Genomic DNA, 13727 nt, shown 5'->3' on the forward strand with positions numbered 1-13727 from the left:
TTTTTCGGTTAAAAAATTCGCCCCTTTTTACCGCACGATGCCCCCGTATTCTTGGGGGAAACAAACCAGTTATGATACCCTACAACGCTTGAATTATTAAAGGTTTTGACGAGGACGCCATGTCGCTGACCCATCAGGATGTTGCGCGGATTGCGCGACTCTCCCGCATCGCCGTGACCGACGCCGAAATCGAGGCAGTCGGCAGCCAGCTCAACAATATTCTTGGCCTTATCGAAGAGATGCAGGCCGTCAATACGGACGGTATCGAACCGATGGCGCATCCGCAGGACGTGTCGCTGCGTCTGCGTGAAGACGCCGTCACCGAGCCGAACCGCCGCGACGCCTGCCAGGCCGTGGCCCCGCAAGTGGAAAAAGGCCTGTTCCTGGTTCCCAAGGTCATCGAATAACGCGGCCAACGTTGGCCGCAGCTACCCGCAACGGGTGGCCATTCTGGACGGACATCAAGACAAGATGATTAACGCCACGCTCAAACAACTGTCGCAGCAGCTCGCCACCGGCCAGGTATCGGCCGTGGAGCTGGCGACTGCCTATCTGGACCGCATCGAGGCGCTGAACCCGGCGCTGAATGCCTTCATTACCGTCGACCGCGACAAGACGCTGGCCGAAGCCGCTGCCGCCGACGCGCGCCGCGCTGCCGGCCAGGCCGGCCTGCTGACCGGTGTGCCGATCGCGCACAAGGACATCTTCTGCCAGCAAGGCTGGAAGACCAGCTGCGGCTCGAAGATGCTGGATAACTTCATCTCGCCGTACAACGCGCACGTGATCGAGCAATGCCAGGCCGCCGGCCTGGTAACGCTGGGGCGCGCCAATATGGACGAGTTCGCCATGGGTTCGTCCAACGAGAACAGCTTCTACGGCGCCGTGAAAAATCCGTGGGACGTGAACGCCATTCCGGGCGGCTCGTCCGGCGGTTCGGCCGCTGCCGTGGCTGCCCGCCTGGCGCCGGTAGCCACCGCTACCGATACCGGCGGTTCCATCCGCCAACCGGCCAGCCACTGCGGCGTGACCGGCATCAAGCCTACTTACGGCGTGGTATCGCGCTTCGGCATGGTGGCCTACGCCAGCTCGCTGGATCAGGGCGGCGTGATGGCGCAGACCGCCGAAGACTGCGCGCTGATGCTGAACGTGATGGCCGGGTTTGACGAGCGCGACTCCACCAGCCTGGAACGCGCCCGCGAAGACTACGCCCGCGACCTGGCGCAGCCGCTGGCCGGCCTGCGTGTAGGCCTGCCGCGCGAGTACTTTGCCGACGGCCTGGCGGCCGACGTTGGCCGCATCATCGACAACGCCGTGGCCGAGCTGAAAAAGCTGGGTGCCGAGGTGGTAGAGGTGAGCCTGCCGAATACCCGCCTGTCGATTCCGGCTTACTACGTGATTGCCCCGGCCGAAGCGTCGGCCAACCTGTCGCGCTTTGATGGCGTACGTTACGGCCATCGCGCCAGCGAGTACCGCGACCTGGTGGAAATGTACGAAAACACCCGCGCCGAAGGCTTTGGCAGCGAAGTGAAGCGCCGCATCATGGTGGGTACCTACGTACTGAGCCACGGCTACTACGACGCCTACTACCTGAAGGCGCAGAAGATCCGCCGCCTGATCGCCGAGGACTTCAAGGCCGCCTTCGCCGGCTGCGACGTGATTCTGGGGCCGGTGGCGCCGACGGCTGCGTTCAATCTGGGCGAGAAGTCGGGCGACCCGGTACAGATGTACCTGTCCGACATCTACACGCTGTCGGTGAACCTGGCCGGTCTGCCGGCGATGAGCGTGCCGGCCGGTTTTGCCGACAACGGCCGCCCGGTGGGCCTGCAGATCATCGGCAACTATTTTGCCGAGGCCAAGATGCTGAACGTGGCGCACCAGTTCCAGCAAGTAACCGACTGGCACAGCAAGGCGCCGGCGCTGTAAAAACGATCAATTGGCCACGAAATCCACGGAAAAACACGAAAGCAGCTTGTTGCATGATGCTGTGTGACTTGAGTCAGCTTGATCTTGTCCTCGGTCTTTTCGTGTTCGTTAGTGGATTTCGTGGCTAAGAACATAAGGATTTTCCGACCATGAAATGGGAAGTCGTCATCGGTCTTGAGGTGCACGTGCAGCTCAACACCGTCTCCAAGATTTTCTCTGGCGCCAGCACGGCTTTCGGCGCTGAACCCAACACCCAGGCTTCGCTGGTAGAGCTGGCTCTGCCGGGCGTGCTGCCGGTGATGAACAAGGCGGTCGTGGACAAGGCCATTCGTCTGGGCTTGGCCCTGGACGCCACCATCAACCAGAAGAACGTGTTTGCCCGCAAAAACTACTTCTACCCCGATCTGCCCAAGGGCTACCAGATCAGCCAGATGGAGCTGCCGATCGTCGAGCACGGCAAGCTGGCCATCCTGGTGGGCGAAGAAGAAAAAGTCATTCGCGTCACCCGCGCGCATATGGAAGAAGATGCCGGCAAATCGCTGCACGAAGACTTCCATGGCCTGTCGGGTATCGACCTGAACCGCGCCGGCACCCCGCTGCTGGAAGTGGTGTCCGAGCCGGATATGCGTTCGCCGGAAGAGGCTGTGGCCTACGCCAAAGCGCTGCACACGCTGGTCACCTGGCTGGGTATCTGCGACGGCAACATGCAGGAAGGCAGCTTCCGTGTCGATGCCAACGTATCGGTGCGCCCGTTCGGTCAGGCCGAGTTCGGCACCCGCCGCGAGATCAAGAACCTGAACTCGTTCCGCTTCCTGGAGCAGGCGATCAAGTACGAAATCCAGTGGCAGATCGACACCATCGAAGATGGCGGCAAGATCCAGCAAGCTACCGTGCTGTTCGACCCGGATAGCGGCGAAACCCGCATGATGCGCAGCAAGGAAGACGCACACGATTATCGCTACTTCCCCGATCCGGACCTGCTGCCGGTGCGTATCAGCCAGGCGCAGATCGACGCTACCCGCGCCGACATGCCGGAGCTGCCGGGTCAGATGAAGGCCCGTTTCGTCGAGGCCTTCGGCGTGTCCGCCTACGATGCGGCGCTGCTGACCAGCAGCCTGGCGCAGGCGCGCTACTTTGAAGCCGTGGCGCAGGCCTCGGCACAGGGCAAGCTGGCGGCCAACTGGATCAACGGCGACATCGCCGCTCGCCTGAACCGCGACGGTCTGGACATCGCCGCCTGCCCGATCAGCGCCGAGCGTCTGGCCGGCCTGATCGTGCGCATTGCCGACGGTACGCTGTCCAACAAGCTGGCCAAGCAGGTGTTCGATGCGCTGTGGGAGTCCGATCTGACGGCCGATGCTGTCATCGAGCGCGATGGCCTGAAGCAGGTGTCCGACGTCGGCGCCATCGAGAAAATGGTGGAAGAAGCCATTGCGGCCAACCCCAAGGCGGTGGAAGAGTTCCGTGCCGGCAAGGAAAAAGCGCTCAATGCGCTGGCTGGCCAAGTGATGAAGGCGTCCAAGGGCAAGGCCAATCCGGCGCAGGTGCAGGAGATTCTGAAGCAGAAGCTGGCCTGATTGCCATTCACTTTAAACGGCGGCACACCGCAGGGTGTGCCGCCGTTTTTTCTGTTGTGTAAAGCCTTGTAACACGGTCATTTCATAGCCTTTCTGCAGATCATTTTGTAAGCCGCTGATTTCCCTTGCTTTCTCGTCTGTTGCATTCCGGTAAGTCTTTGTCGGCAAAGGCGAATTGCGCCGAAGTGATGTTGACCGGGTAGAGCCGATTCCCTATAGTGGCGAAAAGTGGGGTGAAGTGGGTAATTGTGGGGCGACGGCCCCTAACCGGACGCGGTGAAAAATCCAAAATGTTTGGCGGCGTAAGTCACGTTTCTCTCGATGCCAAAGGGCGTCTGGCCATTCCGGCCAGGCACCGGGAGACACTGTTGTCTGCGTTTGGCCAACGCCTGGTGGTAACCCTCGACGCTCCCGATCACCTGCTGATCTACCCCGAACCCAACTGGAAGCCCGTTGAACAGCGCCTGATGGCCTTGCCCACCGGTAACCCCGCTTTGAAACGCTACCAGCGCCTGGTGCTCGGCCATGCCGAAACCCTGGACATGGATAGCGCTGGTCGCATCCTGCTGCCTGCCCGCTTGCGCGAGCTGGTGGGGCTGGACAAGGACGTGGCCCTGGTTGGCATCGGTAACCGCTTTGAATTGTGGGACGCCCGCGAATGGGACGCCCAGACACAGTCCGCACTGGACCTTGATCCTGCTGAGTTGGCTCAGCACCTTGGAGATTTCACGCTTTGACCGACGCAGTTTTTGTTCACCGCACGGTGTTACTCGACGAGGCCGTGCAGGCCCTCGCCATTCGTCCGGATGGCGTGTATGTCGATTGCACCTTCGGGCGCGGCGGCCACAGCCGGTTGATTCTGCAGCAGCTGGGCCCGCAGGGCCGGCTGATTGCATTCGACAAAGACCCGGAAGCCATTGCCGTTGCCACGGCGCTGGCTGCCGAAGACCCGCGTTTTTGCATCGTGCACAACGGCTTTGCCCATTTTGAAGCCGAGCTGGCAGCTTTGGGCGTTAGCCAAGTGGACGGTGTGCTGATGGATCTGGGGATTTCGTCCCCGCAGATTGATGACGGTCGCCGCGGTTTCAGCTTCCGTTTTGACGCACCGCTGGATATGCGCATGGACACCACCCGCGGTCAGACCGCGGCACAGTGGCTGGCCAGTGCAGACGAGGCGGACATAGCAGAGGTTATCAAGACTTATGGTGAAGAGCGGTTTGCTCGCAAGATTGCAGCAGCCATTGTTGCGCACAGGGCTGAACACGCCATCGAAACGACGCGTGAGCTCGCCGTGCTCGTTGGGAAAAACGTCCGCACTCGCGAACAAGGTCAGGACCCCGCGACGCGAACCTTCCAGGCGATAAGGATTTTCATCAACCGCGAGCTGGACGAGCTGAAAGCCGTGCTGCCGCAGGTGATCGGCCGGCTGGCTACCGGTGGCCGCATGGCGGTGATCAGCTTCCATTCGCTGGAAGACCGCATCGTGAAGAACTTCATCCGCGATGCCAGCACCACCGATACCTTGCCGTCCTGGGTGCCGGTGCGCGCCTGTGATATCGCCGAAGCGGCGGTCAAGCCGGTAGGCAAGGCTGTCCGGCCTTCCGAGGAAGAGGTGGCGGCCAACCCGCGTTCGCGTAGCGCCATCATGCGCATTGCCGAACGCACGGCTGGCCAGTGGCAGGGGGCAGCGTGAGCCTTAACAAGCTCAATGCCTTGTTGTTGCTGGCGGTAATCGGTTGTGCGTTGTCAGTCGTGACCTCGCAGCATGTGTCGCGCCGGCTGTACAACGAGTTGGAAAAAGAACAAAAGCTGCAGCGCCAGTTGAATGTCGAGTATGGCCAGCTGCTGCTGGAGCAAAGTACCTGGGGCGCACATGCGTTGATCGAAAAATCGTCGGTAGCAAGGTTGAACATGCTGACACCGACCCAGCGCCAGGTGCATGTGATTACGCCGGAGGGGGTGAGATGAGCCGGGTGTATACCCCTCCCATTCGTCAGCAACTGAAACCGCCGATGCGGCTGGCGCCGGGTCGCGTCACGGTCGTGCTGGGCCTGTTGGCCCTGCTGTTTCTGGCACTGTTGGCCAGGGCGGTATACCTGCAGGTCGTGCAACAGGACTTTTTGCAAAACCAGGGCGATGCCCGCTTTCGCCGCACTTTGGTGCTGGAAGCTAACCGTGGCCTGATTGCCGACCGTAACGGCGAGCCGCTAGCGATCAGTACGCCGGTGCAGTCGATTTGGGCTAGCCCGGTAGACATGAGCCCGGTGCCGGCAGCCAAGCTGGCCGCACTGAGCAAGTTGCTGGATATACCAGTTGCCGAGTTGAACGAGAGGTTTGCCGACAAAAAGCGCGAGTTCGTTTATCTGAAGCGTCAGATCAGCCCGCAGCTGGCACAACAGGTTCTGGCGCTGGAGATTCCGGGCATTGCCAAGCAGCAGGAGTACCGCCGCTATTACCCGGCCGGTGAAATGCTGTCGCATGTGATCGGTTTTACCGGTGTGGATGGCAAGGGTCAGGAAGGGCTGGAGTTGACGCGCGAGAAGATGCTGGCCGGCAAGCACGGCAGCCGTACTGTGCTCAAAGACCGCCGCGGCCACATCGTGGAAGACCTTGCGGTGATTGAACCGCCGCGCGACGGCCAGACCTTAACGCTGTCCATCGACAAGCGCATCCAGTACCTGGCTTACCGCGAGCTAAGTGCGGCCATGGTAGTGAACAAGGCCAAGGCAGGCGGTGTGGTAGTGCTGGACGCGCAGACCGGCGAGGTGCTGGCTTTGGCCAATACCCCGTCGTACAACCCGAACAACCGTGCGGTACTAGAGCCGGAAATGCGCCGCAACCGTGCCGTAGTGGACATGTTTGAACCTGGGTCGACCATGAAGCCGTTCCCGGTGGCGATGGCACTGGACGCCGGCAAGATCAACCCGCAAACCTGGTTTGATACCCGGCCCTACACCATCGGGCCGGCAGCAGTAAGGGATACCCACCCCAATCCGTCGCTGACGGTGACCGGGATTATCCAGAAGTCGTCGAACGTGGGCTCGTCCAAGATCGCAGCCCTGTTCTCGCCGGAGGATATGTGGACGTTTTATCGCAAGTCCGGTTTTGGCCAGAGCCCGCAATCTGGCTTTCCTGGCGAGAGTGCTGGGCGTTTGCGTGACTGGCAGACCTGGCGGCCGATTGAACAGGCCACCATGTCGTTCGGTTATGGCGTAACCGTGAGTTTGCTGCAACTGGCCAGGGCCTACAGCATCTTTACTCACGATGGCGCTTTATTGCCGTTGTCGTTTACCAAGTTGGCCGCGATTAATCCCGGTCGGCCGGTGATTCGCCCGGATACGGCGAAAAAGATGCGCGACATGATGATTACCGTCACCGAGCAAGGGGGTACGGCTACCCGTGCCCAGGTACTGGGTTACCACGTGGGCGGCAAGTCGGGTACCGCGCGCAAGCTGGTTGGCGGGCGTTATGCACCCGACAAGCACATCGGCCTGTTTGTCGGGTTTGCTCCGGCGACCAAGCCGCGGCTGATCGTGGCAGTGATGATTGATGAACCCGGTGCCGGCTACTACTACGGCGGCACCGTGGCCGGCCCGGCCTTTTCCAACATCATGGCCGGCAGTTTGAGAATCATGGGGGTAGAGCCAGACGCTCCCTCCAACAACACTTTGATTCCGGAACAAAAGATTTCGGATGTGCGGGAAGAAACATGAAGACCAATTTGATCGATCTGCCGGATTGGGACCCTTCCGAGTTGAAGGGTCTTGGCGTTTCCGTCGCACGCGTGGAGAGCGATAGCCGCCGCGTGTTCCCCGGAGACGTGTTTCTGGCATGTCGTGGCGAGTACACCGATGGTCGCGACTTCATCGCGGCAGCGCTGGAAAAAGGCGCGGCTGCCGTGTTGTGGGACCAGGACGACGCCTTCCAGTGGCGCCCGGAATGGCAGGTGCCGAACCTGCCCATCGCCCGCCTGCGCGAGCGTGCCGGCATTGTAGCGGCCCATGTGTACGATTACCCCAGCCGCGATATGCAAGTGGTCGGTATTACCGGCACCAACGGCAAGACCTCCATTTCGCACTGGCTGGCGCAGGCGTATGCGTTGCTGGGTGAGAAAGCCGCCTTGATCGGCACTGTAGGTAACGGGTTTTACGGTCAGTTGACCGAAACCACTCACACCACGCCCGACCCGATCACCGTGCAGCAGAAGCTGGCCGAGTACCGTCGCCAGGGCGCCAGCGTGGTGAGCATGGAAGTGTCCAGCCATGGCCTGGACCAGTTCCGCGTTAACGGCGTGGAATTCACGACCGCGGTGTTCACCAACCTCACCCGTGACCATCTGGACTACCACGGCAGCATGGAAGCGTACGGCGCATCCAAAGCCAAACTGTTCCACTGGGACGGCCTGAAGCACGCGGTTATCAATGCGGACGACGCTTTTGGTCGCCAGCTGGCTGCCGGTATCGACGCCAGCCGCACCCGTGTCATTACTTATGGCCTGGAGCAGGGCGACGTGCGCCCGCTAAGCCTGGCGGCCAACCTGGACGGCCTGCAACTGCGCGTGACCACGCCGTGGGGCGACGCCGACATCAAGAGCCCGCTACTGGGCCGTTTCAACGCGGCCAACATGCTGGCGTGCCTGGCGGTGATGTGCGCCGGTGGTGTCTCGCTGGCCGACGCCGTGCGCGTGCTGGGCAAAATCCAGCCGGCGCGCGGCCGCATGCAGCGCATCGGTAACGGCCTGGAGCCGCTGGTGGTGGTGGACTACGCTCACACCCCGGACGCGCTGGAAAAAGCCTTGGCCACGCTGGCCGAGATCCGCCCGCAGGGCAGCAAGCTGTTCTGCGTATTCGGCTGCGGCGGCAACCGCGACAAGGGCAAGCGCCCGCTGATGGGCGGTATTGCCGAGAAGATTGCCGACGTGGCAGTGGTGACCAGCGATAACCCGCGCCTGGAAGCGCCGCAAGCCATTCTGGACGACATCCTGGCCGGCATGCAGCAACCGGGCCACGTGGAAATTAGCCGCGAAGCAGCCATCCACTGGGCGGTACTGCAAGCCCGCGTTGGCGACGTGGTACTGATCGCCGGTAAAGGCCACGAGGAATACCAGGACATCGGCGGCGTGAAGCAGCCGTTCTCCGACTTCCGCGTGGCGGAAGAAGCGCTGACGTTGTGGGGGGCTGCGCATGCTGATGCTCTCTGACGCCGCCCGCGTGCTTGGCGGCCAACTGCTGGGCGGTGATGTCCGTTTCCAGCGCGTGGTGACCGATAGCCGCACCGTGCAAGCCGGCGACCTGTTCGTGGCGCTGGTAGGCGAGAAATTCGACGCCCACGACTTCGTGCCCGAGGTGCTGGCCAAAGGCGCCTGCGCACTCGTCAGCCGCGAAGTGGCAGCGCAGGGCAGCATGGTCCGCGTGGCGGACACCCGTCTGGCGCTGGGCGCGCTGGCGGCCGACTGGTGCGCCCGCCTCGACGTGAAGCGCATCGGCATTACCGGCTCCAACGGTAAGACCACCGTCAAGGAAATGGTGGCGGCCATCCTGCGCGCCCACGCCGGCGACGCCGCCGTGCACGCCACCGCGGGCAATTTCAATAACGATATCGGCCTGCCGCTGACGCTGCTGGGCCTCTCCGCCGCGCATCGCTACGCGGTGATCGAAATGGGCATGAACCATTTTGGCGAGATCCGCTACCTCACCGGGCTGGCCCGGCCGCAGGTGGCGGTTGTTAATAACGCCATGCGCGCGCATCTGGGCGGCGGCTTTGACAGTACGGCGGACATCGCCCGTGCCAAAAGCGAAATCTTTGAAGGGTTGGCCGCAGACGGCGTGGCGGTGCTGAACGCCGATGACGCTCAGCTGGCTATCTTCGACGCCGCCGCTACCGGCCACGCGCAGCTGCGCTTTGGCCTGGGGGCTGCGGCCAACGTGACAGCCCGCGACATCCAGCTGGGGGTAGGCGAGTGCCGCTTCGTACTGGTTTGCCCGCAGGGCGAGCAGGCCATCCAGCTGCCGGCCGCCGGCGAACACAATGTGCGCAATGCGCTGGCCGCTGCAGCGGTGGCGTTGGCGCTGGACGTACCGTTGGCCGCCATTGCCGCCGGTCTGGCCGCTTTTGCCGGTGTGAAAGGCCGCCTGCAGTTGAAGCAGGCCGCCTGCGGCGCCATCGTGATTGACGATACCTACAACGCCAACCCGGACTCGATGAAAGCCGGCATCGACGTGCTGGCTGCCTACCCGGCGCCACGCGTGTTCGTGATGGGCCAGATCGGCGAGCTGGGCGATACCGCGCCGCAGCTGCACGCCGAAGTAGGTGCCCACGCCCGTGCCCGTGGCATCGAGCACCTGCTGTGCCACGGCGAGCTGGCGCGCCATGCGGCCGACGCCTTTGGCGACGGTGGCGAGTATGACGACGATTTCACCGCGCTGCTGGCACGCGTTGCTGCGCGGGTAACGCCGGCCAGCACCGTGCTGGTGAAAGGGTCGCGCTTCATGCAGATGGAGCGTGTGGTTGCCGCGCTGGTAACGCCTCAACAACAAGAACAAGGAAAGGACTGACCGGTGCTGCTGTTACTGGCTGATCTGCTGCGCGAACACATCCGCGCTTTCAATGTACTGAACTACGTTACCCTGCGTGCGGTGATGGCGGCGTTGACGTCGCTGCTGATCTCGCTATGGCTGGGCCCATGGGTGATCAGCAAGCTCACCGAGCTGAAGGTGGGCCAGGCCGTGCGCAAGGATGGCCCGCAAACCCACCTGGTGAAAACCGGCACCCCCACCATGGGCGGCACGCTGATCTTGCTGGCGATGACGGTCACTACCTTGCTATGGGCCGATCTGTCCAACCAGTACGTTTGGCTATTGCTGGCGGTAACGCTGGGTACCGGCGCGCTGGGCTTTTACGACGACTGGCGCAAGGTGGTGTACAAGGACCCGAAAGGCGTGTCTGCACGCTTCAAGATGGTATGGCAATCCACCATCGCCATTGCCGCTGGCGTCTTCCTGATCACTACCGCCAAGCTGCCAGCGTCCACCGAGTTCATCGTGCCCTTCTTCAAGAACATCGTGTACCCGCTGGGTGGCATCGGTTTCTGCGTACTGACCTACTTCGTCATCGTCGGTACGTCCAACTCGGTAAACCTCACCGATGGTCTGGACGGTCTGGCGGCACTGCCGGTTGTAATGGTAGCCGCCGGTTTGTCGATTTTTGCCTACGTGGCCGGCCACGCCGTGTTTTCCAAATACCTGGGCATGCCGTTTGTGCCGGGTGCGCACGAGGTGGTGGTGTTCTGTGCCGCCATCTGTGGCGCCTGCCTCGGCTTCCTGTGGTTCAACGCCTACCCGGCACAGGTGTTCATGGGTGACGTCGGTGCGCTGGCGCTGGGCGCGGCGCTGGGTACCGTGGCGGTGATCGTACGTCAGGAAATCGTGCTGCTGATCATGGGTGGCCTGTTCGTGATGGAAGCGCTGTCAGTGATGATCCAGGTGGCGTCGTTCAAGCTCACCGGCAAGCGCGTGTTCCGCATGGCGCCGCTGCACCATCACTACGAGCTGAAGGGCTGGAAAGAAACCCAGGTGGTGGTCCGCTTCTGGATTGTCACCATGATGCTGGTGCTGGCCGGTCTGGCCACCCTGAAACTGCGTTAAGGAAACCACGTGATGCGTTTTGACAATCGCCACATCATCGTCATCGGCCTGGGCGACACCGGCGTTTCCGCCGCGCGCTGGCTGCTGGCGCATGGCGCGCGCGTCACCATCGCCGACAGCCGCGATAACCCCGCCAATGCGGCCAACCTGGCCACCGAGCTGGGTGTGGCGCTGCGTCTGGGCGCTTTCGACGCCAACACCTTTGCCGACGCCGACATGCTGATGGTCAGCCCCGGCGTCAGCATCCGTACCCCGGCCATCGCCGATTTCGCCCGCCGTGGCGGCGAGGTGGTGGGCGACGTAGAACTGTGGGCGCGTGCCATCGCCGGTAGTGGCGCCAAGGTCATCGCCATTACCGGTTCCAACGGCAAAAGCACCGTCACCAGCCTGGTAGGCCACCTGTGCGAGGCCGCCGGCCAGGACACCGTGGTGTGCGGCAACATCGGCCTGCCGGTACTGACCGCGCTGGCCGAGCGCGAAGCTGCCGGCAAACAGCCCGACGTGTGGGTGGTGGAGCTGTCCAGCTTCCAGCTGGAAACCACCAGCAGCCTGCGTGCCGACGCGGCTACGGTGCTGAATATTTCCGAAGACCATCTGGATCGCTACCACGACTTGCTGGACTACGCGCACAGCAAGACCGCCATTTTCTCCGGTACCGGCGTGCAGGTACTGAACCGCGACGACGTGTTCTGCCGTGCCATGGTCCGTGCCGGCCGTCCGCTGCGCTGGTTCTCGCTGCGCGAGACTGCCGATTACGCGCTGCAACAGCAAGATGGCCGCTACTTGCTGGCCATTGCCGGCCAGCCTGTGTTCGATAGCGCCGAGATGCAGCTGCAAGGCTTGCATAACGCGGCCAACGCGCTGGCAGCATTGGCGCTGACCGAAGCTATCGGTCTGCCGCGCGCGGCGCTGCTGGCGGCGCTGCGCAGCTTCCGTGGTCTGGCGCACCGTGTCGAATTCGTCGACGAGTTCGGCGGCGTGATGTTCATCGATGATTCCAAGGGCACCAATGTCGGCGCTACCGAAGCGGCGCTGAACGGCATGACCCGCCCGGTAGTACTGATCGCCGGCGGTGACGGCAAAGGGCAGGATTTTGCGCCGCTGGCGCCGGCCTGCCAGCGCATCGCCCGTGCCGTGGTATTGATTGGCCGCGACGCGCCGGCCATCCGCGCCGCGCTGGGCGGCTGCGCTGTGCCGCTGCACTATTGTGCCTCGCTGGAAGACGCCACCCGTCTGGCAGCCAGTCTGGCCCAGTCTGGCGACGTGGTACTGCTGTCCCCGGCGTGTGCCAGCCTGGACATGTTCCGTAACTATGCGCATCGCGCCCAGGTCTTTGTCGACACCGTGGCTGCGATCAAGAGCGGGGGCCAAGCCTGATGAGTACAGTCAGCCGGCGCTATAATGTTGCCCCCATCACGGTGCTGGACGAAGCACTGATGTGGGCCATTGCGCTCTTGCTGTCCATCAGTCTGGTGATGGTGTACTCGGCATCGATTGCTTACGCCGAGGCCGAGGCTGCTACCAACAACCGCTACTTTTACCTGTTCCGCCACATGATCTTCATGACCATCGGTCTGGCGGGAGCGGCGGTGACCTTCCAGGTGCCTACCAGCATCTGGCAGAAGTACGCGGGCATGTTCTTTCTGTTTGCCGGCTTCTTGTTGGTCTTGGTACTGATTCCGGGTATCGGCAAGGTGGTGAATGGTTCGCGGCGCTGGATCAACCTGGTCGTGATCAACTTCCAACCGTCCGAGGTGATGAAGTTGGCCGCCGTGATTTATGCCGCCGATTACACCGTGCGCAAAGCCGCCAAGTTGCATAGCTTGCGCGAAGGCTTTCTACCGATCTTTGCAGCCATTGTGGTAGTGGCCTTCCTGCTGTTGATGGAGCCTGACTTTGGTGCCTTGATGGTGGTGATGTGCATCACCATGGGCATTGTGTTTCTGGGCGGCATTAATCTGCGCATTTTTGCGGGCCTGGCACTGATGGCAGTTTGTGCTGTAACCGTACTGATCGTGACCTCGCCGTACCGGCTGAAGCGGGTATTGGGTTTTCTCGATCCGTGGGACGACCCGTACGGCAAGGGTTACCAGCTCAGCCATTCGCTGATTGCCATCGGTCGCGGCGAATGGTTTGGCGTGGGCTTGGGCGCCAGTGTGGAAAAACTGTTCTATCTGCCGGAAGCCCATACCGACTTCATCATGGCGGTGATTTCGGAGGAGTTCGGTTTTGTTGGCATTTGTGTGGTGCTGGGTTTGTATGCCTGGATCATCCGCCGTGCTTTCCATATTGGTACCGAGTCCAAACAACTGGAGCGCTACTACCAGGCGCTGGTGGCGCAGGGTATCGGTATCTGGTTGGGTATCCAGACCTTCTTCAATATCGGCGTGAATATGGGGTTGCTGCCCACCAAGGGCCTGACTTTGCCGCTGATGTCGTTTGGTGGTTCGGCCATGTTGTGCAATCTGGCGTCATTGGCCGTGCTGCTACGAGTGGATTATGAAAACCGGCGCGTGATGCGGGGCTTCAAGGTTTAGACGGTGCGGCCAACGTTGGTCGCAAGGTAAGACAGAACAAGACGGGC

12 protein-coding genes are annotated in these 13727 nt (G+C 62.1%); all 12 read left to right on the plus strand.

What is annotated here, in order from left to right; genetic code table 11:
* The first annotated feature begins 119 nt into the window (after positions 1-119).
* The 12 genes from gatC (at position 120) to ftsW (ending at position 13680) form a co-directional block, all read left to right on the plus strand.
* Positions 120-407 (plus strand): Asp-tRNA(Asn)/Glu-tRNA(Gln) amidotransferase subunit GatC, encoded by a 288-nt coding sequence (gene gatC, locus ACK4FZ_RS03325; protein ID WP_144370984.1) that lies wholly within the window; start codon positions 120-122, stop codon positions 405-407.
* A 64-nt stretch (positions 408-471) separates the two neighbouring features.
* The gene (gatA, locus tag ACK4FZ_RS03330) at positions 472-1923 is read left to right on the plus strand and encodes an Asp-tRNA(Asn)/Glu-tRNA(Gln) amidotransferase subunit GatA (RefSeq protein WP_409818281.1); all 1452 of its coding nucleotides are present in this window, start codon (positions 472-474) and stop codon (positions 1921-1923) included.
* A gap of 149 nt (positions 1924-2072) precedes the next feature.
* The gene (gene gatB, locus ACK4FZ_RS03335; RefSeq protein WP_409818282.1) at positions 2073-3500 is read left to right on the plus strand and encodes an Asp-tRNA(Asn)/Glu-tRNA(Gln) amidotransferase subunit GatB; all 1428 of its coding nucleotides are present in this window, start codon (positions 2073-2075) and stop codon (positions 3498-3500) included.
* A gap of 290 nt (positions 3501-3790) precedes the next feature.
* Positions 3791-4237, plus strand: coding sequence for a division/cell wall cluster transcriptional repressor MraZ (gene mraZ, locus ACK4FZ_RS03340; protein ID WP_409818283.1), 447 nt, complete (start codon positions 3791-3793; stop codon positions 4235-4237).
* Positions 4234-5193: a 16S rRNA (cytosine(1402)-N(4))-methyltransferase RsmH gene (gene rsmH / locus ACK4FZ_RS03345; RefSeq protein ID WP_409818284.1), complete on the plus strand. Its 960-nt coding sequence runs from the start codon at positions 4234-4236 to the stop codon at positions 5191-5193. The genes mraZ and rsmH overlap by 4 nt, the downstream gene beginning before the upstream one ends.
* Positions 5190-5468 carry a cell division protein FtsL gene (gene ftsL / locus ACK4FZ_RS03350; protein ID WP_409818285.1) on the plus strand — a complete coding sequence of 93 codons (279 nt, stop codon included), beginning with the start codon at positions 5190-5192 and terminating at the stop codon, positions 5466-5468. Before rsmH ends, ftsL begins: the two co-directional genes overlap by 4 nt.
* A complete protein-coding gene (locus ACK4FZ_RS03355; protein WP_409818286.1) occupies positions 5465-7213 on the plus strand; it encodes a peptidoglycan D,D-transpeptidase FtsI family protein in 1749 nt (582 codons plus the stop codon). Before ftsL ends, ACK4FZ_RS03355 begins: the two co-directional genes overlap by 4 nt.
* Positions 7210-8700, plus strand: coding sequence for a UDP-N-acetylmuramoyl-L-alanyl-D-glutamate--2,6-diaminopimelate ligase (locus ACK4FZ_RS03360; RefSeq protein ID WP_409818287.1), 1491 nt, complete (start codon positions 7210-7212; stop codon positions 8698-8700). The genes ACK4FZ_RS03355 and ACK4FZ_RS03360 overlap by 4 nt, the downstream gene beginning before the upstream one ends.
* Positions 8684-10054: a UDP-N-acetylmuramoyl-tripeptide--D-alanyl-D-alanine ligase gene (gene murF / locus ACK4FZ_RS03365; RefSeq protein WP_409818288.1), complete on the plus strand. Its 1371-nt coding sequence runs from the start codon at positions 8684-8686 to the stop codon at positions 10052-10054. The genes ACK4FZ_RS03360 and murF overlap by 17 nt, the downstream gene beginning before the upstream one ends.
* A 6-nt stretch (positions 10055-10060) precedes the next feature.
* The gene (gene mraY / locus ACK4FZ_RS03370; protein ID WP_409818441.1) at positions 10061-11143 is read left to right on the plus strand and encodes a phospho-N-acetylmuramoyl-pentapeptide-transferase; all 1083 of its coding nucleotides are present in this window, start codon (positions 10061-10063) and stop codon (positions 11141-11143) included.
* Positions 11144-11155: 12 nt separating this feature from the next.
* Positions 11156-12520 carry a UDP-N-acetylmuramoyl-L-alanine--D-glutamate ligase gene (gene murD, locus ACK4FZ_RS03375; RefSeq protein ID WP_409818289.1) on the plus strand — a complete coding sequence of 455 codons (1365 nt, stop codon included), beginning with the start codon at positions 11156-11158 and terminating at the stop codon, positions 12518-12520.
* Entirely contained in the window at positions 12520-13680 is a 1161-nt protein-coding gene (gene ftsW / locus ACK4FZ_RS03380) for a putative lipid II flippase FtsW (protein WP_409818290.1), read from the plus strand. The genes murD and ftsW overlap by 1 nt, the downstream gene beginning before the upstream one ends.
* Positions 13681-13727: the final 47 nt, after the last annotated feature.

The sequence above is a fragment of the Vogesella sp. genome (genome assembly GCF_046297735.1).
In the GTDB taxonomy this organism is placed as follows: domain Bacteria; phylum Pseudomonadota; class Gammaproteobacteria; order Burkholderiales; family Chromobacteriaceae; genus Vogesella; species Vogesella urethralis.